The sequence below is a fragment of the Nonlabens ponticola genome (genome assembly GCF_003966335.1).
GTDB classification, from domain to species: domain Bacteria; phylum Bacteroidota; class Bacteroidia; order Flavobacteriales; family Flavobacteriaceae; genus Nonlabens; species Nonlabens ponticola.
In genome coordinates this window covers 2404185-2425000 of sequence record NZ_CP034549.1, presented here as the reverse complement: position 1 = coordinate 2425000, position 20816 = coordinate 2404185, and the positions used below count along the sequence as shown (strand labels likewise).

Annotated in this window: 19 protein-coding genes (1 of these 19 only partly in view); 13 read left to right on the top strand and 6 right to left on the bottom strand. The window is 40.2% G+C overall.

Annotation, left to right across the window (positions count from 1 at the left end):
• Nucleotides 1-283 carry the beginning of a serine hydroxymethyltransferase gene (gene glyA, locus EJ995_RS11015; protein ID WP_126448455.1) on the bottom strand. It extends 992 nt beyond the left edge of the window, so the window shows 283 of its 1275 coding nt (coding positions 1-283); it begins with the start codon at nt 281-283; its stop codon lies beyond the left edge, outside the window.
• A gap of 103 nt (nt 284-386) precedes the next feature.
• Here glyA and fahA point away from each other — a divergent pair, with 103 nt between their 5' ends.
• The 11 genes from fahA to EJ995_RS10960 all read left to right on the top strand — a co-directional run bounded on the left by fahA (nt 387) and on the right by EJ995_RS10960 (nt 14513).
• On the top strand, nt 387-1682 hold the full coding sequence (gene fahA, locus EJ995_RS11010) for a fumarylacetoacetase (protein ID WP_126448454.1): 1296 nt from the start codon (nt 387-389) through the stop codon (nt 1680-1682).
• A gap of 40 nt (nt 1683-1722) precedes the next feature.
• Entirely contained in the window at nt 1723-3318 is a 1596-nt protein-coding gene (gene bshC / locus EJ995_RS11005; protein ID WP_126448453.1) for a bacillithiol biosynthesis cysteine-adding enzyme BshC, read from the top strand.
• A 75-nt stretch (nt 3319-3393) separates the two neighbouring features.
• A complete protein-coding gene (gene guaA / locus EJ995_RS11000; protein ID WP_126448452.1) occupies nt 3394-4923 on the top strand; it encodes a glutamine-hydrolyzing GMP synthase in 1530 nt (509 codons plus the stop codon).
• Between the two features lies 1 nt (nt 4924).
• Nucleotides 4925-6841: a LysM peptidoglycan-binding domain-containing protein gene (locus EJ995_RS10995; protein ID WP_126448451.1), complete on the top strand. Its 1917-nt coding sequence runs from the start codon at nt 4925-4927 to the stop codon at nt 6839-6841.
• Entirely contained in the window at nt 6834-7250 is a 417-nt protein-coding gene (locus tag EJ995_RS10990; RefSeq protein ID WP_126448450.1) for an OsmC family protein, read from the top strand. The genes EJ995_RS10995 and EJ995_RS10990 overlap by 8 nt, the downstream gene beginning before the upstream one ends.
• A 4-nt stretch (nt 7251-7254) precedes the next feature.
• Nucleotides 7255-7764 (top strand): DUF922 domain-containing protein, encoded by a 510-nt coding sequence (locus EJ995_RS10985; RefSeq protein ID WP_164549908.1) that lies wholly within the window; start codon nt 7255-7257, stop codon nt 7762-7764.
• Nucleotides 7765-7865: 101 nt separating this feature from the next.
• Nucleotides 7866-9482, top strand: a complete 1617-nt coding sequence (locus EJ995_RS10980) for a CTP synthase (protein WP_126448448.1) — start codon at nt 7866-7868, stop codon at nt 9480-9482.
• A gap of 78 nt (nt 9483-9560) precedes the next feature.
• A complete protein-coding gene (yidC, locus tag EJ995_RS10975) occupies nt 9561-11366 on the top strand; it encodes a membrane protein insertase YidC (RefSeq protein ID WP_126448936.1) in 1806 nt (601 codons plus the stop codon).
• 38 nt (nt 11367-11404) lie between these two features.
• Nucleotides 11405-12004, top strand: coding sequence for a SprT-like domain-containing protein (locus EJ995_RS10970; RefSeq protein ID WP_126448447.1), 600 nt, complete (start codon nt 11405-11407; stop codon nt 12002-12004).
• The gene (locus EJ995_RS10965; protein WP_126448446.1) at nt 12001-13077 is read left to right on the top strand and encodes a mannose-1-phosphate guanylyltransferase; all 1077 of its coding nucleotides are present in this window, start codon (nt 12001-12003) and stop codon (nt 13075-13077) included. The genes EJ995_RS10970 and EJ995_RS10965 overlap by 4 nt, the downstream gene beginning before the upstream one ends.
• A complete protein-coding gene (locus tag EJ995_RS10960; protein WP_126448445.1) occupies nt 13074-14513 on the top strand; it encodes a DUF389 domain-containing protein in 1440 nt (479 codons plus the stop codon). The genes EJ995_RS10965 and EJ995_RS10960 overlap by 4 nt, the downstream gene beginning before the upstream one ends.
• Here the strand turns inward: EJ995_RS10960 and EJ995_RS10955 are convergent.
• Together EJ995_RS10955 and EJ995_RS10950 are read right to left on the bottom strand one after the other, a co-directional pair.
• Nucleotides 14510-15280, bottom strand: coding sequence for an ABC transporter ATP-binding protein (locus EJ995_RS10955; RefSeq protein ID WP_126448444.1), 771 nt, complete (start codon nt 15278-15280; stop codon nt 14510-14512). The two genes, EJ995_RS10960 and EJ995_RS10955, sit on opposite strands and share 4 nt — an antisense overlap.
• A complete protein-coding gene (locus EJ995_RS10950) occupies nt 15281-16015 on the bottom strand; it encodes an MlaE family ABC transporter permease (protein WP_126448443.1) in 735 nt (244 codons plus the stop codon).
• A gap of 95 nt (nt 16016-16110) precedes the next feature.
• Between EJ995_RS10950 and pafA the strand changes: the two genes are divergently transcribed.
• A complete protein-coding gene (gene pafA, locus EJ995_RS10945) occupies nt 16111-17826 on the top strand; it encodes an alkaline phosphatase PafA (RefSeq protein WP_126448442.1) in 1716 nt (571 codons plus the stop codon).
• A 40-nt stretch (nt 17827-17866) separates the two neighbouring features.
• Nucleotides 17867-18361 (top strand): DUF6646 family protein, encoded by a 495-nt coding sequence (locus EJ995_RS10940; protein WP_126448441.1) that lies wholly within the window; start codon nt 17867-17869, stop codon nt 18359-18361.
• On the opposite strand, the gene EJ995_RS10935 is transcribed toward EJ995_RS10940, so the two are convergent.
• The 3 genes from EJ995_RS10935 to EJ995_RS10925 all read right to left on the bottom strand — a co-directional run bounded on the left by EJ995_RS10935 (nt 18358) and on the right by EJ995_RS10925 (nt 20803).
• Nucleotides 18358-19230, bottom strand: a complete 873-nt coding sequence (locus tag EJ995_RS10935) for a glycosyltransferase (RefSeq protein WP_317126803.1) — start codon at nt 19228-19230, stop codon at nt 18358-18360. The genes EJ995_RS10940 and EJ995_RS10935 overlap by 4 nt on opposite strands.
• On the bottom strand, nt 19217-19738 hold the full coding sequence (locus EJ995_RS10930; RefSeq protein ID WP_126448934.1) for a methyltransferase domain-containing protein: 522 nt from the start codon (nt 19736-19738) through the stop codon (nt 19217-19219). The genes EJ995_RS10935 and EJ995_RS10930 overlap by 14 nt, the downstream gene beginning before the upstream one ends.
• Nucleotides 19739-20206: 468 nt before the next feature.
• Nucleotides 20207-20803 (bottom strand): LURP-one-related/scramblase family protein, encoded by a 597-nt coding sequence (locus EJ995_RS10925; RefSeq protein ID WP_126448440.1) that lies wholly within the window; start codon nt 20801-20803, stop codon nt 20207-20209.
• Nucleotides 20804-20816: the final 13 nt, after the last annotated feature.

Below are 20816 nucleotides of genomic sequence, written 5' to 3'. Positions count from 1 at the left end.
TCGCCTGGCTCCCAGAATGTGGTTGAACATTTGCATACTCAGCGCCAAATAGTTCTTTTGCTTTTTCGATTGCTATCAATTCAATCTCATCGACTACCTCGCAACCGCCGTAGTATCTTTTTCCTGGATAGCCTTCTGCATATTTGTTCGTTAGAATGGAACCTGCTGCTTTTAATACATCAGGACTAACATAGTTTTCACTGGCTATAAGCTCAAGACCGTTTATTTGACGATGTGCTTCGTCCTCTATTAAATCAAAGATCTGTTGGTTACTAGAGTTCATTTGTGATAAGTTTAGACACAAAAATACATTACAACTATTATGTTAGCACATAATATTAGATCCCTGACCTCACTTTTATACACATTTTGTAAAGCAAGTTCAATTGTCGAACACAGATAACAAACAAACACAATCTTGGATTCATATACCTGCCGAATCTGATTTTACCATTCATAATTTTCCGTATGGTGTGTGTGAGAAGAGCAATGGCCTGATTGCCTGCTGTACCCGATTAGGCGATACAGTGATTAATCTAAATCAACTATTAAAGTTGGGTTATCTCAAAGCAGTTGCATTACCAGAAAACGTTTTTCAAGGAACTACGTTGAATGAATTCATATCTCAAGGCCGCCATAAGTGGAAAGCTTTAAGATCACGACTGATAACTATTTTTGATAAGAATAATCTAGAGTTGCAACATAATATTCAAGATAGAGAGTCTATATGTACCCCTATCACTGATGTCAAGATGCTAATTCCTATCAAGGTTGGTGACTATACTGATTTTTACAGCAGTAAAGAACATGCGACAAATGTTGGAAAAATGTTCAGGCCCGATGAACCACCGCTCAAACCCAATTGGACGCATATGCCTATTGCTTATCATGGAAGATCGAGTACCATAGTCACAACCAAAGAAAAAATTAGAAGGCCCCTAGGTCAAATAGTAAACCATGAGAGCCATGTTCCCGAATTGGCATTCACAAAAGCTCTTGACATTGAGTTGGAAATGGGGTTTATAACTAGTGATGCCAATCTTATTGGAGAGCCTGTACCCGTGAATAAGGCCCATGAATTTATTTTTGGTATGGTGTTGCTTAACGATTGGAGTGCACGAGATATTCAAAAATGGGAGTATGTCCCATTGGGACCTTTTTTAGGTAAAAACTTTGCTACAAGCATATCGCCATGGATTGTTACCATGGATGCTTTAGAGAATTTTAAAACTGATCTGCCAGTAAAGAATCATACACCGCTGGAGTATCTCAAAAAACATAATGATTTTACTTATGATATAAACTTGGAGGTAGATATAATCTCTAGTGGACTGTCAACTACCATTATTAAATCAAATTACAAATATTTATACTGGTCTATAAGCCAGCAGCTGGCACATCATACTATTAATGGATGTAAGGTAAATGCAGGTGATTTAATGGGTAGCGGTACCATTTCAGGGTCTGATCAAGGAAGTTTTGGCAGCCTATTAGAATTGAGTTGGGCCGGTTCTAAGCTCATCAAACTTGATGATGGCACCACTAGAACATATCTTGAAGATATGGATATCGTAGTCATGAGAGGTAAGTGTGAGCGAGATGGAATACGCATTGGGTTCGGCGAGTTGTCTAACCAAATAATTTCCGGGACACCAATGCCTGATAGTAGCAGTAAAGATTAATGTAATTTCGCTTTCGCGAAAGCTAACATCAACGACCCACATGAAAACATCCCAGATACCCTATCGTGACATCAGGTATTTCTCTAGTCTCATAAAAGGCTATCTGGAACAAGACCCAAGCCTGGAATCCTTATTTAATAATTACCCAACCCTTGAAAATTTTGAGAAACAGATAGCTGAAAAGTCGGCTCAAAAGAACTTAGATAAGAATAGATTGGTCTTACAGCAAGTATTGCGCGATCAATATGAAGATCTATCAAATAAAGCAAGCTCTCTAAATAATGTTGAATCGCTTGCCGACCACAAAACATTCACCATTACTACCGGTCACCAACTTAATTTGTTTACAGGACCGTTATATTTTTTGTACAAAATTATTACGGTAATCAACCTTTGTAACCAGTTGAAAGAAAATTATCCTGAATATAATTTTGTTCCTGTGTATTGGATGGCGACGGAAGATCATGATTTTGAAGAGATAAAATTTTTCAATTTTGATGATAAAAAATTAGTGTTTGAACATCATGGAGAACACGGCGCGGTAGGTCGCATGTCCACAGAAGGATTGAATAAAGTGAAAAACGAGTTACAGCTACTGTTAGGTAAGTCACTTTATGCCAAAGAACTCATTAACCTATTTCAAGATAGCTACTCAAGAAGCGATCTTGCCCAGGCCACACGCGCCCTAGCGCATGAATTATTTAAAGATGACGGTCTTGTCATTGTTGAGGCAGATGATTACAGACTTAAAGATCTAATGATTCCCTTTTTCAAGGAAGAATTAGTTGATAAACTTTCTTTTAAAAGAGTTTCTGAAACTCTGGAAAATTGGCCAAACGAACATAAGGTTCAAGTCACTCCTCGCGAAATAAATTTATTTTACTTGACAGATACTTATCGCGCACGCATCATTGAAAAAAGCGGTAGGTACTATGTAGATGAGAACGAAATCTCATGGACTCAAGAAGAAATAATTGCAGAATTAGAAAAGCATCCAGAAAGATTCTCTCCTAATGTGATTATGCGCCCTCTTTATCAGGAAGTTATTTTACCCAATCTATGTTACATAGGCGGTGGTGGTGAGCTAGCTTATTGGTTGGAACTTAAAGAATACTTTAAGTCGCAAGAAATTCCTTTTCCTATGTTGTTGTTGCGCAATTCTGCGCTATTAATTACAGCAAAGCAGTCCCAAAAAATCAAGGATTTAGGCCTCAAGATCGCGGACCTGTTTTTAGAGCGGCATGAGATTGATAAATACATAGCGCAACATCATTCGACTGTGAAAATTGATTTTGAGGATCAAAAAAGTTTTCTACAAAGTCAATTTGAGGAGCTTTATCAAATAGCCTCACAAACTGATGAATCATTTACAGGCGCAGTCGCCGCACAAGAGCGCAAGCAATTAAAAGGTCTAGAAAATCTTGAAAAACGCTTGCTCAAAGCACAAAAAAGAAAGCAGGTAGATTACATAGAAAGAATGCATGAGTTGCGCAATAGACTGTTCCCTAACGATAGTCTGCAAGAGCGTCAAGCTAACTTTTCCATGTTCTATAAAGATCTTGGTCCTGATCTTATTAGCATATTGAAGAAATCACTTGATCCTCTGGAACCTAGCTTCACCATCATTGAGCTGTAGAAAACCTCTTGTTTTTTCTTAATAAGTACAGCTATATGCTTCAATAGAATTTTTAGGATAGCAGTACATTTGCACATGCAAAACAGTGTTTTAATTCTCGATTTTGGATCACAGTATACACAGCTCATCGCTCGCCGAGTAAGAGAGCTTAATATTTACTGTGAGATTCATCCATTCCATAAAATCCCTGAAGATTTATCACCATTTAAGGCGGTAATTTTATCGGGTAGTCCATTTTCAGTTAGAGCAGACGATGCTCCGCATCCAGATTTATCTAGTGTTAAAGGTAAGCTGCCGTTATTAGGAGTATGTTATGGCGCTCAATATCTAGCTCATTTTTATGGTGGTAAGGTTGCAGCATCTAATATAAGAGAATACGGTCGTGCACACTTAACGGTAATCAAGGATGCACAGCCACTTTTTGAAAATATTACTGAAAATTCGCAAGTATGGATGTCACACAGTGATACCATAAAGGACTTGCCAGATAATGCCACAACGATTGCTAGTACTGCAGATGTGTTCAATGCGGCATACCGCATAGATAATGAGGATACCTATGGTATTCAATTCCATCCAGAGGTTTATCACAGTACAGATGGCAAAACGTTATTACATAATTTCTTAATCAATATTGCTGGTGTAGAACCAGACTGGACGCCTGGTGCATTTGTCGATATGACCGTTGCAGATCTTAAGGAGAAGATAGGTGATGATAAAGTTGTTCTAGGGTTGAGTGGTGGCGTTGACTCCAGTGTTGCAGCTATTTTGCTGCACAAGGCAATTGGTAAAAACCTTCATTGCATATTTGTGAACAATGGATTGTTGCGCAAGGATGAGTACGATCAGGTATTGCATCAATATAAAGATTTGGGTCTCAATGTAAAGGGTGTCGATGCAACGGCACGATTTATGGATGCGCTAGCAGGTATCGAGGATCCTGAATTAAAACGCAAGGCGATAGGCCGTGTTTTTATAGAGGTTTTTGATGATGAAGCGACAAGTATTGAGAACGTGACTTATCTCGCTCAAGGGACGATTTATCCAGATGTGATTGAGAGCATTTCAGTAAATGGTCCTAGTGCGACCATCAAATCGCATCATAATGTGGGTGGTTTGCCAGACTTTATGAAGCTCAAGATTGTAGAGCCTCTTAGAATGTTATTTAAGGATGAAGTGAGACGAGTAGGTAAAGAGATGGATATGGATCCCAACATTTTGGGAAGACACCCATTTCCTGGGCCTGGGCTTGCAATTCGTATCTTAGGAGCAATTGATCAGGGCAAAGTTCGTTTACTGCAAGAGGCTGACGCTATTTTTATCGCCAACCTCAAGAAATGGGAGTTGTATGATAAGGTGTGGCAAGCAGGCGCGATTTTGCTTCCAGTCAATTCAGTTGGTGTAATGGGAGATGAGCGCACGTATGAAAAATGTGTGGCGTTGCGTGCGGTAGAAAGTACAGATGGTATGACGGCAGATTGGGTGGATTTACCATACAAGTTTCTTCAGGATACCAGTAATGAGATTATAAACAAGGTAAAAGGCGTCAATCGAGTGGTGTATGATATCAGCTCAAAGCCGCCTGCAACCATAGAATGGGAATAAAATGAGAGTATTACTTACAGCGATGTTATTGATGTGTTTTGCTTTCGCGAAAGCGGAACTATCACCCTTACAATCCTACACACAACACACGGTCGCACAAGGAGAAACCATTTACTTTATTACTAATAAGTATAAGATTTCTGCGGCAGAATTAATGCGGCTCAATCCCGATCTAAAGGCTGGACTCAAGACTGGATCAACACTAGTGGTGCCGGCAAGCACTGCAGCTATAACGACCGCTAGAATTGTAGACTATGATAAACACAGAGTGCGTCGCAAGGAAACACTATATAGCATCGCAAAGGAATATGGTGTCACAGTATTAGATATAAAAGATGCAAATCGCACTCTATATTCGACAGAATTAAGACGAGGTGATCGCATACGTATTCCTATTTTTGACAAGAATGTAAAACCTTTGGTAGAAATTGTTGAGAACGAACCACAAGAGTTAAAACCAGGACAGTACCGAGTCTTAAAATCAGAAGGTAAATATCGCGTTGCCAAAAAGCATAACCTGACCATCGTTGAACTAGACGAGCTTAATCCAGGCGTCGACGAACTTAAGGAAGGAATGATCATCAATGTAGCTAACAGGCCATTGACATTATCTGATGCCGAGGATGTTGAAAGTGCTGAGTTAAGCTATGTGATGTACACAGTGCCACCCAAAATGAATATGTATCGCTTGACGCGCATGACAGGATTATCACAAGATTCACTTGTAGCGATCAATCCAGCGTTAAAGGATGGTGTGCGCAATGGTATGGAAATCAAAATACCTTATCAAGAAGATCTTGTGGACGGCAAGCCTATTATAACTACTCAGGGAAAAACAGCAAGACTGGTCGACAGCCTACGCAATTATCAAGATCAACGAGTGGCAGTGATGTTGCCTTTTTCCATTTCTAGTGTAGATGCTGATGGTTTCGCCACCACGCTAGAAAAAGATAAAACGAGCCGCATTGCTACAGATTTCTACAGCGGTATGATGATAGCTCGTGACAGTGCTCGCGCTTTAGGCATTACAGTAGATTTTGATGTTTATGATACACAACGCAATACTGATATTGCGGTGCGAATTGTGCGTGAAAATAATTTTGATAGATATAATTATGTAGTTGGACCATTATTGGCAAATCCAGTGGTAGCTGTTGCTCGAGAGCTGAAAAGCGATGATATTCCTGTGATCTCACCATTGACTAATACAGACGTTAGGCTTTATAAAAATTTATTTCAAGCGCGTCCCGATGAGGAGAGTTTGATGAATAATTTGAAGATGTATCTGCAAAGTTTTGCCGCTGGTAAAAAAGTCATTGTTATTGCAGATAATGAATTGCCGCAACTTAAGGACACCTTTGTAGGTATGTTCCCAGATGCCACGGTCATTTATCCTGATGATAAAAATTACATCTCTAGTGCAAAATATGCTAGCTCTCTGGATAAGGAAATGGCAAATGTGGTTTTGCTGGCTTCACGCAGTTCTACCTCGATAACATCGGCAATATCAGCTTATGCGGCTAGATCGCGCACTCATGATCTCACCGTTATAGGAGTAGATGACTTTGATAATATGAATCTTAATAACATGAGTCTGGCAGCGGTAAATTATACCTATCCGCAAATAAATAGAGATACAGGTAGTGAGAACATTTTTGCAACGCATTACTTCAACAAGCATGGTATAACTCCTAACGAGTTTGCCACGAGAGGTTTTGACGTGACCATGGATCTAATCCTAAGACAAGCAAGTGCAGACGATCTTTATGACAGTGTCATGCGCAATGGAAAAACTATCATGGTAGAAAACAGCTTTAACTATTCAAAAAAATTCATGTCTGGTTATTACAATGAGGCTAGTTATATCTTGAGATATCAACCAGATTTGAGCATTGAGCAAATCAATATCTATGAGTAATTCAAATACCGCTCGAGTTGAATATTTAGGAGATTTACGTTGTAGATCAACACATATAAGAAGCAATGATTCTTTTCATACAGATGCGCCAGTTGATAATGCTGGTAAGGGTGAAGCGTTTTCTCCTACGGACACTGTAGCGACAGCACTTGCAAGTTGCATGCTTACCGTAATGGGAATTAAAGCTCGTGATATGGATATTGATATGATAGGGAGCACCGCTCATGTTACAAAACATATGGCCTCAAATCCAAGGAGAATATCGCAAATTGACGTTGAGCTTGAATTGAAAGGTGAGTATGATGCGCGTTCAAGAATAATCCTTGAAAAAACAGCGCTCACTTGTCCTGTCCACAATAGTCTCAATCCAGATATAACTAAGAATGTCACGTTTCTCTGGCCGTCTTAGTCTTATGATGATAATACTGTGCACTGGGATTGTAAGTTCACAGCTGCGCAGCACGTTCACATATGAAGAAAAGCCAGTCCTAGAGTGGTCAGATTTTACGGGTGAGATCCCAGCCAATGCACGGCATATGGCAAGCGCAAATACAGGTTTGGGTTACGAGGTTGTTAATGCAAACATTGACAACATTACAAAACCTGAGATACAAGTCAACGCCATATTCTACGCATCGCTCAGCTGGAAAAAAGAATTGCCTTCCTACAGTGAGCCTTTACTACAACATGAGCAATTACACTTTTTAATTACAGAGTTGCATGCGCGTAAATTACGCAAGGCTTACTCTTACTATAGGCCAGTAAAAAATGTGAAGCAAGAGGTCGATTACATTTACAGGAAATTTGAAAATGACCGCTTGAAAATGCAAGCTGCCTACGATCGAGAAACTGGGCATGGCAATGATAAAAACAAGCAACGGGATTGGGAGATTTTCGTCAATAGTGAGCTCTTCAAGTTGTAGTAGAATTTTGCCCGTTTTTAGCTTTGCAATCCTTCTTAATTCCGTCATAAAATAGGTACTTTTGCATCTGATTTTTTCACAATTTCAGAAGGCGTTTCTCTATGGCACATGCAAAGTATATTTTTGTCACCGGTGGTGTAACATCATCACTAGGTAAGGGCATCATAGCTGCATCGCTTGCCAAATTGCTCCAGGCTAGAGGCTTGAGAGTGACTCTTCAAAAGCTTGATCCATACATAAACGTCGATCCAGGAACGCTCAATCCATACGAGCATGGAGAATGTTATGTCACAGAAGATGGTGCGGAAACAGATCTTGATCTAGGTCACTACGAGCGTTTTCTTAATGTGAACACTTCACAGGCTAATAACGTCACGACTGGTCGCATCTATCAAAGTGTCATCGAGAAAGAACGACGAGGCGAGTTCTTGGGAAAAACAGTACAGGTCATACCCCATATTACTGATGAGATTAAAGAGCGTATCCAGATTTTAGGAAAATCTGGAGATTATGATGTGGTAATTACAGAGATAGGCGGTACCGTGGGTGATATCGAGTCCTTACCTTATATCGAGAGTGTTCGCCAACTTAGTTGGGAATTGGGCGAGCATAATTCCATGGTGATTCACTTGACCTTGATACCATATTTGAGCGCTGCTGGAGAACTCAAGACTAAACCAACTCAGCATAGCGTCAAGACGCTTATGGAAAGTGGTGTTCAAGCAGACGTTCTCGTTTGCCGTACAGAGCACGAATTGTCAGACGAGATACGCACAAAACTTGCACGTTTTTGTAACGTGAAGCCAGAGGCCGTGATTCAATCTATTGATGTAGATACCATTTATGCGGTACCTAACAAGATGTTGCAGGAAGGTCTTGATCAGGTAGTTATCAATCAATTAGAATTACAAGTACAAAATACTCCAGATCTAGCCAGCTGGAATGAGTTTATTAAACGGCATAAAAATCCGAAAAGCTCAGTCACGATCGGCCTTATAGGCAAATATGTGGAGCTACAGGACAGTTATAAATCTATTCTAGAAGCCTTCATTCATGCCGGTGCGCAAAACGAGGTAAGCGTCAATATAGAATCCATACATAGTGAACATATAGAGGTAGGTGACGTGCAAAAGCAGCTATCACACCTTGACGGTCTGCTAGTGGCACCAGGCTTTGGTGAGCGCGGTATTGAAGGCAAGATTGAAGCGGTACAGTATGCGCGTGAGAATGGGATTCCGTTTTTTGGGATCTGTTTAGGCATGCAAATGGCCGTGATTGAGTACAGTCGCAATGTGTTGGGAATTACTGGAGCAAACTCTGTTGAGATGGATGCATCCACAAGCGATCCAGTTATTTCACTTATGGAGGATCAAAAGAACATCCTTGACATGGGTGGCACCATGCGTCTAGGCGCTTGGGATTGCCAGCTATTGGGCGGTAAGATCAAGGATATTTACAATAATAAAATTATCAGCGAGCGTCACAGGCATCGCTATGAATTTAATAATAAGTACCGCGAGCAACTTGAGAATGCTGGACTACAATGCACTGGTATTAATCCTAAATCTGGACTGGTTGAAGTGGTTGAGATTGCAGACCATCCGTGGTTCATTGGCGTTCAGTATCACCCAGAATATAAGAGTACCGTGGCACAACCGCATCCATTGTTTGTCTCTTTTGTGGCAGCAGCGAGTGATTATCAAAAGAAAAAGTTTTAAAGGGATTACGCTTTCGCGAAAGCTAACAAAGCAACAACCACCCAACGATATTAAAAACCCGAGTTAGGGATCATTATGATAGAAGAAAAAAAGACAGACTGGAGAACGATATTGGGCATGACGCTCATTTTTGGACTTCTCATGTTCACGTTTGTTTACAATCAGGACGAGCCTGTAGCTGATGAGACTGCAGCACAAGAGCTGGTGATTGAAGATGAAACTACACCAGTAAGCGGCACCGCGCAACCTGCAGATTCCACTGCGATTGCAGATCAGGCAGCAAGCGGCGAGATGCTGGATTTTGAAAATAATCTTGTTGCCTTTAAGGTCAATTCTAAAGGTGCGGTTATTGAGGAAGCGCTTCTCAAGAATTTTAAGACCTACGACTCGTTGCCCGTTTATCTAGCTAGAGGTGATGATCATTACTTCAATCTACAACTTACAACGCAGGATGGTCGCAAGATCAATACTAAAGACTTGATATTCACACCTAGACAGTCGAGAAATGGTGAGAATGAGGTGATTAGTTTTACTGCACCTGTTGGTTCTGGTAGCATTGAGTATCGTTATGAAATGAAGCCAAATGATTACATGCTGGATTTCAATATACGATCTAATGGTATTTCTAGTGTCGTAAATACGTCAGAAGATCCTCAATTGAATTGGGGTATGAAAGCTTATCGCAGGTCAAAAAGTATGTCTAACGAAAATCGATATACAGAGATCAAGTTTGAATACGATGGTGGCAGCGATGATTATACAGGACAAGGCGATACTGCAGATGAGGAAGAAGAAAATATCTCTTACATCGCTTATAAGCAACATTTCTTCTCATCCATTTTATTGACAGATACGCCATTTAAGTATGGTGTCCTCGAGTCAACAAATATCGAGTCTATTAATGAAGAGCAGGATACGTATACTAAGGAGTTTGATTCTCAATTGACGCTGGAGTATTCTGGTGGCGAGCTGGCCTATAACATGGACTGGTATTTTGGCCCAACTGACTATGATATACTTACGACCTATGATCGCAACCTAGATGAAGTTGTCGACTTAGGTTGGGGAATTTTTGGCTGGATCAATGAATTTGCCATACGTCCATATTTTACATTCTTGACTGTAAATCTGGGTATCGCTTTTGGTATCGCGATTATATTATTAACAATCACGGTACGTCTCGTGCTTTCTCCGGTACTCTATAAGAGTTACCTGACACAAGCCAAGATGAAAATCTTGCGTCCAGAGCTCAACAAGATTGCAGAAAAGTACAAGGACAACGCCATGAAAAAGCAGCAGGAAACCATGCGCGTGCAAAGCGAGGCTGGTGCCAGCCCGCTTTCAGGTTGTTTGCCAGCCTTGATGCAAATGCCCGTTTTCTTTGCCTTATTTAAGTTCTTCCCAACTGCCTTTGACTTGAGGCAAAAGAGTTTCTTATGGGCAGATGACTTGTCGAGTTATGATGAGATTTTCAGTCTTCCATTTGAAATACCTTTTTATGGTGACCACGTGAGTTTGTTCCCAATTCTAGCATCTATTTCCATATTCTTTTATATGCAAATGACTACTGGACAATCTATGCAATCACCACAACCTGGCATGCCTAACATGAAGTTTATCATGTATCTGTCACCACTATTCATGCTAGTATTCTTCAATAATTATGCAAGTGGTCTATCACTGTATTACTTTGTGTCTAACTTGATTACGATAGGTATAATGCTCGTGATCAAGAACTTTATCATCGATAAGGATCGAGTACTCGCCAAGATTGAAAAAGCCAAAGCAAAACCTAAAAAGAAAAAAGGACGTTTTGCAGCAAAGATGTCAGAGATTATGGAGCAGGCACAAGCACAGCAAGAAGCTCAAAAGAAGAAAAAGTAAAGGATTGATTATCATAAGGTCGTTACATGTATTAAAGAATGGCAGTACTAGATAAATACTTGCCAGCTCTCGCCGTACAGCCATTGACAACCTTGCTGGAGACATATCATGTCCATCTTAAAATTGTCAATGAACGTGCTACCAGGCATGGAGATTATAGACCACTGCCCGATGGATCGCACCGCATCACGATCAATTCAAATCTCAATCCATACAGGTTTCTAGTAACGTTGGTACATGAGATAGCGCATCTGGTAGCATTCAAAAAATACGGCTACCGTATTAAACCTCATGGAATAGAGTGGAAGATGACCTTCCAAAAATTGATGCTGCCGTTCCTGAGACCAGAGGTTTTCCCAACTGATTTATTGCCAGTCATGGCACGGCACTTTAAAAATCCTAGAGCAAGTAGCGATACAGATTCGGTTATGAGTGTAGCACTGCGATCCTATGATCCACCTAGTGATAAAATCTATATATTTGAATTAGAACGTGGCGCCTTGTTCAAAGCCATGAAAGGACGCACCTTCAAGCGTGGTAACAAATTGCGCAAGCGGTATCAATGTGTCGAGGTAGCCACAGGAAAAATGTATCTTTTCCAGCCTAATGTTCAAGTACAATTATACAAACCGGTATGAGTAAGAAATATGCAGTAATCATGACTGGTGGCGTGGGATCACGGTTTTGGCCAGTAAGCAAACAGGATTTTCCTAAGCAATTCCATGACATGCTGGGCACTGGTAGATCCTTGATACAAAGCACCTATGATCGACTCATAAAGCAGGTACCCGTTGAGAATATACTCATACTTACTAATGAGGATTATATATCGTTGGTTCAAGAGCAGTTGCCACAGGTTCTTAAGGAGAATATAGTCGGTGAACCAGCTATGCGCAACACGGCTCCTTGTATTTTACTTGCTGCTCTCAAGGTAGAGAAGAAAGATCCCAATGCTGTGATGGTGGTCGCACCTAGCGATAGTTTTATAGGTCAAGAAGATAAATTTCAGGAGGATCTAGAGACGGCTTTTCGTTTTTGCGATGAGCATCGTGATGCCTTACTCACACTAGGTGTGCAGCCCACGTCTCCTAATACTGGTTATGGTTATATCGAGTATGTACGCAGCGATCAAGAGGTCAAGAAGGTAAAACAATTTAAAGAAAAGCCAGATCTGGATACCGCGACCGCTTACCTAGCGTCAGGTAACTATTTGTGGAACGCTGGTATGTTTGTGTGGTCTGTTAATGGTGTAGTTTCAGCTTTCGCGAAAGCGGAACCAAGTTTACTACAGCTCTTCAAGCAAGGAACTTCTTGCTTCAATACAGCTCAAGAACAAGACTGGCTCAACGATAATTACAGCCAAGCAAAAGACGTCTCTATTGATTATGCCATTATGGAGCGCAGTGATCAGGTGTATGTGTTACCGACTGATTTTGGATGGAATGACCTAGGAACATGGAGTACGTTGTACCAGCAATTAGAAAAAGATGATCGTAAAAACGCCGTGGTAGGCGCAGATTTATTGAGTGAAAGCGCTAGTGGTAATATGATCCTGACGTCCAGCGGTAAAAAGGTAATTATAGAAGGCCTTGAGGATTTTATAGTTGTAGATCAAAACGACGTGTTGATGATTTTGCCGAAGAATCGCGATCAGGAAATCAAACAAATAAGAAAACAGGCTGTCAAGAAATACGGCAGCGATATCGCATGATAGAAGAGGAAAAAAAGGAAGAGCAATCCATGGAAGAGAATCAAAAGGCGATCCTGGGAATATGGGATAATGCCAAGGATTTCATGCATAATTTGCTCGACATACGTGAAGATTCTGACCGCAACGAGACTATAGAATCTGTGCGCAAGGATATCTCGTTTCAGGGTCACAATGCGTGGATTTTGATTTTCTCCATTTTTGTGGCATCCATTGGTTTGAATGTAAGTTCAACAGCGGTGGTGATAGGAGCCATGTTAATCTCACCTCTTATGGGACCTATTGTAGGAATGGGTCTAGGTACAGCCATCAATGACGAGCGCATGCTGCGCAGATCATTAATAAACCTAGGTGTCATGGTAGGTTTATCGTTGATTACCGCGACATTGTATTTTGCACTCACGCCTATTTCAGAATATACCAGTGAGCTACAAGCACGTACGTATCCTACTATACTGGATGTTTTGGTCGCGATTTTTGGTGGTCTAGCTCTTATTGTTGCCAAAGCCAAAAAGGGAACCATATCTAATGCCATTGCTGGTGTAGCCATTGCGACTGCTTTGATGCCGCCATTGTGTACCGCAGGTTACGGAATTGCAGAGTGGAACATCGCCATTTTTGGTGGAGCGATGTACTTGTTTTCTATCAATACGGTCTTTATAGGTCTATCAACCTTTGTTGTCTGTAAACTGCTGCGTTTCCCAATGGTTAAGTATGCCAACCAGAAGCACCGCAAAAAGGTTTCTCGCATTGCAACCGCGGTAGGTATCGTGGTTCTTTTACCATCGGTGTGGTTGTTTTATCAATTATACCAACAACAGATTCAAAAAGCTCTAGTAGCAGAATATCTAGAGGAAAACATCGACTATGCTGGCGTGCGTGCCACATCAGAGTGGAATCCGGCGGCAAATACGCTCGACATCATATTATTTGGTGCACCTGTGCCAGATCTAGTGATCGCTCAATGGAAAGAGAAATTCAATAAGATTGAGAAGCTGCAAGGAATTACCTGTAATTTTTATCAAGGAACCAGACCAGCATCATTTGACAATACCAATAATGAAGACATCACTTTATTGCAAGAAGAACGTATCAACGATATTAAGCTATTGCAGGATCGCGATACTAGAATTATCGCACTAGAGCGCGAGATCACCAATTTACAGGCTGCTTCTCGTGGATTTACAACTATTAAAGAAGAACTAAAATTACTATATCCTGAGTTGAAGAGTATTTCGTTCTCACCTAGTCTGATAAGTGATCTTGAAACTACAAGAATTGATACCGTTGATGTATTTACCGTAGTTTATAAGTACGACGTTGCTACCGATAAACAAAAGGCGCAAATCAATGAACGTCTTAAGTCATGGCTTACCTATCGCATGAAATCTGATAGCCTGCAAATAAGAGAATTAGAAAGTAAGCCTGCTGCAAATTAAGTAGCAATACCTTCGTTTTGTGCGATACGCACTTTTCTAAATAATTCAGAGCTGTAAACAAAGTCTGTAACGGCCTCATTATCTGTCTTGAAGATTTTCTTGTTATTTCCATTCCACACGATTTTACCGTCCTTCAAGAAAATTATGGTTTCACCGATTTCAAGAACAGAATTCATGTCGTGCGAAATGATTACCGTTGTAATATTTGACTCGTGGGTGACTTTTTGAATTAGATTATCAATGATGGTTGCCGTTTTAGGATCCAGCCCAGAGTTGGGCTCATCACAAAATAGGAACTTAGGTCTATTTACAACCGCACGCGCTAGCGCAACACGTTTTTGTTGACCACCAGAAATCTCACTAGGCATTTTTTGGTTCAGACCTGTTAAATCAACCTTCTCAAGAATGTCATTAGCTACTTCTAGCCGTTCCTTTTTTCTCATTTTGGTAAACATGCGCAGTGGGAACATTACATTCTCCTCAACCGTCATACTGTCAAAAAGCGCACTATGCTGAAAAAGCATACCCATTTCCATACGCAGTTCTTTTTGTCGATCTTCATCCATCTCATTGAGGCGCTCACCGTCATATATGATCTCGCCTTGATCTGGTGTGAATAGCCCTAACATACATTTTAAAAAAACAGATTTACCAGATCCACTGGCACCTATAATCATGTTAGTCTTACCTTGTTCAAAGGTTGCCGTTATTCCCTTAAGAATTTCTTCACCACTAAAGCCTTTATGTAATTCTTTAATTTCTAACATTTACAGCAAGATTAGGGTTAGCAGATAGTTGGCGATAATAATGGCCACACAGGTCCATACAAATGATGTGGTAGCAGCTTTACCTACCTCGAGTGCTCCACCTTTCATGAAGTAACCGTGATAGCTAGGTATAGTTGCTAGTATGATTCCAAAAACTGCAGTTTTTATAAAGGCATATGCAATTTGATAAGGAATAAAGCTGTCTTGCAGTCCTATGATAAAATCCTCAGCACTCACAAGATTTCCATAAACGGCAGCCATAAAACCACCCAAAATTCCCACAAACATAATTGCGGCAATCAAGAACGGATAAAACAACATCGCAACAATCTTAGGAAAAACTAAATAGTTAAGTGGGTTGATACCCATGACTCGCAGCGCGTCAATTTGCTCAGTAACGTTCATACTACCTATACTTGAGGTAATGTAAGATCCAACCTTACCTGCCATGATAATGGAAATAACCGTAGGCGCAAACTCTAGAATGATGGATTGCCTTACCGCATATCCTATCAATGACTTAGGGATCAATGGATTATTAAGATTAAGTGATGTTTGTAGTGCTACAACCGCACCCATAAATAATGCGATAAAAGCTGTTATTCCTAATGATCCTATTATTAGGTCATCAATTTCTTTAAGGATCAATTCTTTGAGTACCACTGGTTTTGTAGGTCTCCTAAAAACCTCAAACAGCATGATCATGTACTTTCCTAAGTTACTCAGTAGTTTCATGTGGGGTAAAAGTAGCACAATTTCTTAAGGGTCGATTTAATCCTTTCTTAAACTTGCGCCGTCTTTCAATGCTTACTTTTGAGAAAAATTTGTTCATGAGAAAATTGGTATTTCTGTCACTCATTTCCCTGTTTATGGTTAGTTGTGGTAGCACGCTTTCGCGAAAGCAAAATCCTCGACAGCCTAATGAAGAGTCGACCATCGATAGTACTGCGATAGAGGCTCCTCAACAGGATGCTCTTGAACAACCAAAATTAATTGTAGGAATTGTCGTGGATCAAATGCGCTATGATTATTTGACTCGATTTTATAGTCGGTATGGCAACGACGGTTTCAAGCGTCTCATGAAGGATGGCTTTAATTTTACCAATAACCACTACAATTTTATACCTACTTATACGGCACCAGGTCACGCTTCCATCTATACAGGAACTACTCCAGCAGATCATGGTATCATCGGGAACAACTGGTATGATAAATTCAAGGGAGAATATATTTATAATACCGATGATGCAAATGTGGTTTCCATAGGAATTGAGGATGATAAAGAAGGAAAGATGTCTCCACGCAGGTTGCTATCATCTACGGTGACTGATGAGCTAGAGCTGTTTACTCAAGGTCGCGCCAAAGTGATAGGAATATCCATCAAGGATCGCGGCGCAATTTTACCAGCAGGACACGCGGCAGATGCCGCTTACTGGATGCGTGGTGGCGACAAAGGTATATTTATAAGTAGTTCTTTTTACATGGACGCGGCACCGTTATGGGTACAACAATTTAATAACAGCAACCCTGCTGCAAAATATTTAAAGGAGTGGAATACACTATATCCTATAGAAACATATTTAGCTAGCGGTCCAGATTTGAACGATTATGAGCGAGCACCGCGCAGTAAGGAACAAGCTATATTTCCTTATGATCTAGCTAATCTGGCTGCAGAAAATGGCAACTATAGCCTGATTAAATCTACACCTTATGGTAACAGCTTTGTGGCAGACTTTGCCATTGCAGCTATTACCAATGAGCAAATGGGGCAAGACAACACTCCAGATTTTTTAGCGGTAAGTTTTTCAAGTACCGATTATGTAGGTCATCAATATGGCGTGAACAGCGTTGAGATCGAGGATACTTACCTGAGACTAGATAAAGATATTGCTAGATTACTCAACCATCTGGATCAAGAAGTAGGTGATGGTAATTATACCGTATTTCTTACCGCAGATCACGGCGCGGTCAATGTTCCCGCTTATTTAAAGGAGAAAAAATTTAATGCTGGCTACTTTAACGAGCGTGATTTTGTGAGAGATCTAGACACAGCATTGACTGAAAAGTTTGGGAATGGTAAGCTTATAAGAAATGTAAGTAATGACCAGGTGTTTTTAAATATGCAGTCTGTTGAGAGTATCGATGCGAGTTCTCAAGAGGTTGAAGAGTTTATCGCGTCTTTTGCCCGCAATTATCCTGGAATTGATAAAGCATACACCAGAACGGCTATGGTTTCAACTGGTTTTACTGGTGGTATGGCAGCTATGGTTCAACGAGGTTTTCATCAGCAACGCAGTGGTGATGTAATCTTTGTACTAGATCCAGCTGTGATCGTGTATGGTGATAAAGGTTCTACACATGGTAGTTTACAAAGTTATGATACGCACGTACCATTGTTATTTTATGGGTATGGCATACAAAAAGGCCGCAGCACAGATCGTACTTCAATAACTGATGTTGCACCGACTATTTCTAGTTTGCTACAAATAAGTTTCCCAAATAGTGCAACAGGTAAACCGTTAACAAAAGCTTTAAAACAATTGTAGGGTAAGCTATATTTCTATATTTGCGCACAAATTAACAACTATGAAAAATCTAATTCTTGCCCTGGCGCTACTTGCAACGACTGTATCTATGGGTCAGGCTTTTACAGGTAAAGGTGATTCTAAATTCCAGATAGGCGCCAACTTTCAAGATAATGCTACTGGTATTCAAGCCACTTATGATTATGGAGTGGGTGAGAATATCTCCTTTGGTATTGCAACCGTTTATGCTCTGGGAATAAGTGATGAAGTAGAAGATGCAGATTTTGATCAAAGAGCAGATCTACGCTTGCGTTTCAATGCAAACATTGGTAACGTCATTGGCATTTCTGAAATGTTTGATGTATACCCAGGACTTAGTTTTGGTACCAAGAATTTTGGTGGACATCTAGGTGGTCGCTATTTCTTTACAGATGGTTTTGGATTGTATACAGAGCTTCAAGTACCGTTTGCCAAATATGATTCTGACGACTTAACACCAGCAGAAGAATTGAACAATCAGTTCAATCTGAGTTTTGGAATGTCTTTTAATTTCTAGAAGCCTAGTTTCTTCTTAATACCATTCCAACGGTATTTTCTAATAAAACGACCTTGATCTGGTGTCACAATTGGTTCAAGGTTTTTTCTTTGGGCTAGTTGATAACCTTTGAGGTAGTGATAGAAAATTGTTGCGTTTTTGTGTTTAGCAGCCATTTTAATCGCAGTAATTGCTGTCAATAAATAGCCATATCGCATTTTATAGAAAGCCTCGCCTTGTAGGAACTTAGACTTTTTATGATAGGCTGCTCCTGTAGGTTTCAAATGCTTGACATATAAATTGTCAATAGTTACTACCTGCCAGCCATAAAATCTGGCTAACATTTCATCAATCGTGTCCCAACCTATCGTGGCGCGCAAACCACCTATTTGTTTAAAGCAATCAACGTGATACGCCTTGAGTGCACCTCTTATATGATCTGGATTGTTTTGGTTTTCTACTACCCATTGACCATTTTTCAAAATAGTACAATGTCCAGCTGCCATTCCTGTGATTTTGCTTTCGCGGAAGCGTGACACCACAATCTCCAGATAATTTGATGGAAATATAAGGTCTGCATCATACTTGCAAATAAGGTCGTATTTCTCTGGGTCGATTATCTCGAGACCCTTATTAAATGCATTGATAACTTTACTACCTGGAACATTTTGTGCGCTGCTGGAATCCTCAATCACCTGTAGCGGCAATTTATCTTGAAATGATCCAGCTATTGCTGCCGTATCATCTGTAGAATTATCACTGACTACTATCACCTTGCTGGGTTTCAAGGTTTGATCGACAAGACTTTGCAAAGTTTGAGCAATAAAAGCTTCCTCATTATGAGCAGGAATGATGATGGCAATGCGCATGGTTTGATTATTTACGCTCACAATAAACTAGATAATATCGCGGTGTATATGTTCTCAAGAGTGGTCGCAGACCCAGTTTCTTTGTGGGATTTGTAAACTTGATGCTGTCTTTGATTTCCCAGCCAGCTTTGTCAAGCACATAGTCCAACTGCCAGTCCTCGAACTCATGATAATGTTGATCACGTATATCGTTCTTATTGCGATAAGCACTAGAAAACCATAATTTTAATGGCACGCTCACCAGCAATTTATCACATGGTATGGCCTTGAGAACGCCATAAGGATTGACTAGATGCTCAAAGATTTCAAAAGCGGTAACAACGTCACCATCAAATCCTGCGACAGTACTCACATCATCATCCAGATCCTCGCCAGAAGTATTTTGCACACTATAACCTTGCTCCTTTAGAATAGATGTAAACGGATTTTCTACGCCCAGATCTAAAATCGTCTCATCTTTTGAGACATGTTTAGATAGAAAATCTAGCGTAATGTTGAATCGTTTTTTGGGATAGGTGGACTCGTACAATTTTACAGTGTTTACGGTAAATATAGCTCGATCAGTTTGACAAGTTCTTTCTCGATAGGTAATATTTATGAACGAGTCTACCATAAAACATCAAGAATGGAATTGAGCTCGAAATCATTAAAGTAAAGACAAATAGGTTGTATTTAAAGGTTGCAATAGTAATACTGATAAAAGAGATAGCCATGAAAAGTAATCCGATCGGTATGATAAATTTGTTTTTCTTTATCGATTGAAAAAATACAGCGCTGATAAACACAATTTTCGCTAACAATGATAGCAAGCTCAGTAATATAATTTGTTTTTCAAAAGAGTCTATTCCTAGTTCTGCATTCACAGAATGGATAACGCTAATAATTTCAATAAAAGGCATAATACCATAACCATGTCCACTTGGAAAGGCTATAATTATAATACTGTGGAAAATACAGGTGAAAACTAAAGCTTGCTTTATAGTAGTTATTTTTAAAATTAACTTCTTCTGCGCTCTAATAATACCAGCATCATGAGACCTAACATGATACGTTCTTTATCATCAGGATCTAGATCGGTTAGCTTGATCACCTGGAATTTTCTTCCCAGCATGGACTGTTCCTTTTTAAGTCTAGCGACGATATCACCATTATTATCAATTACATTATAGGTAGGATTGAAGAGATAACCCGTGAAAAATCCCAGCACAGGAATTTCTCCAACAACTGAATCTGCGATGCGAGAAAAGGCGCTAGCCTCTTTACACGTGTATTGATGGTTGTTGTTTTGGTCGATGATGGCATATTCTGCCTTCCATAAGGAACGCCAGCCCTTGCGTGCAATTTTACCTAGTTGATTCCCATTGACATCTGTCATGGCATAAGCCGCGCTCCAGTCCAGCCATTTGTTGGCTTGTATGGTGTACAGTATTTCACTTTTGGTAGTATCGCTGTAAATGGTGATCGCTTCCTTGAGCTTAAACATTTTCTGGCGCACATAAGCTACCACGCGACCATCCGCATCTGTTGCGGTAAAATCGTTAGCGAGTGTGGAGACTCTAAATTTGAAATTGATAGGGAATGCCAGATTCTTCATTACTGCTCGTTTT

Coding starts and splice junctions, on each gene's coding strand:
- EJ995_RS10995 (WP_126448451.1), top strand. CDS start 4,925: ATGAGAGTATTACTTACAGCGATGTTATTGATGTGTTTTGCTTTCGCG.
- EJ995_RS10940 (WP_126448441.1), top strand. CDS start 17,867: ATGAAAAATCTAATTCTTGCCCTGGCGCTACTTGCAACGACTGTATCT.
- guaA (WP_126448452.1), top strand. CDS start 3,394: ATGCAAAACAGTGTTTTAATTCTCGATTTTGGATCACAGTATACACAG.
- EJ995_RS10960 (WP_126448445.1), top strand. CDS start 13,074: ATGATAGAAGAGGAAAAAAAGGAAGAGCAATCCATGGAAGAGAATCAA.
- EJ995_RS10925 (WP_126448440.1), bottom strand. CDS start 20,803: ATGAAGAATCTGGCATTCCCTATCAATTTCAAATTTAGAGTCTCCACA.
- EJ995_RS10955 (WP_126448444.1), bottom strand. CDS start 15,280: ATGTTAGAAATTAAAGAATTACATAAAGGCTTTAGTGGTGAAGAAATT.
- pafA (WP_126448442.1), top strand. CDS start 16,111: ATGAGAAAATTGGTATTTCTGTCACTCATTTCCCTGTTTATGGTTAGT.
- EJ995_RS10950 (WP_126448443.1), bottom strand. CDS start 16,015: ATGAAACTACTGAGTAACTTAGGAAAGTACATGATCATGCTGTTTGAG.
- EJ995_RS10970 (WP_126448447.1), top strand. CDS start 11,405: ATGGCAGTACTAGATAAATACTTGCCAGCTCTCGCCGTACAGCCATTG.
- EJ995_RS10965 (WP_126448446.1), top strand. CDS start 12,001: ATGAGTAAGAAATATGCAGTAATCATGACTGGTGGCGTGGGATCACGG.
- EJ995_RS10985 (WP_164549908.1), top strand. CDS start 7,255: ATGATGATAATACTGTGCACTGGGATTGTAAGTTCACAGCTGCGCAGC.
- EJ995_RS10990 (WP_126448450.1), top strand. CDS start 6,834: ATGAGTAATTCAAATACCGCTCGAGTTGAATATTTAGGAGATTTACGT.
- EJ995_RS10980 (WP_126448448.1), top strand. CDS start 7,866: ATGGCACATGCAAAGTATATTTTTGTCACCGGTGGTGTAACATCATCA.
- bshC (WP_126448453.1), top strand. CDS start 1,723: ATGAAAACATCCCAGATACCCTATCGTGACATCAGGTATTTCTCTAGT.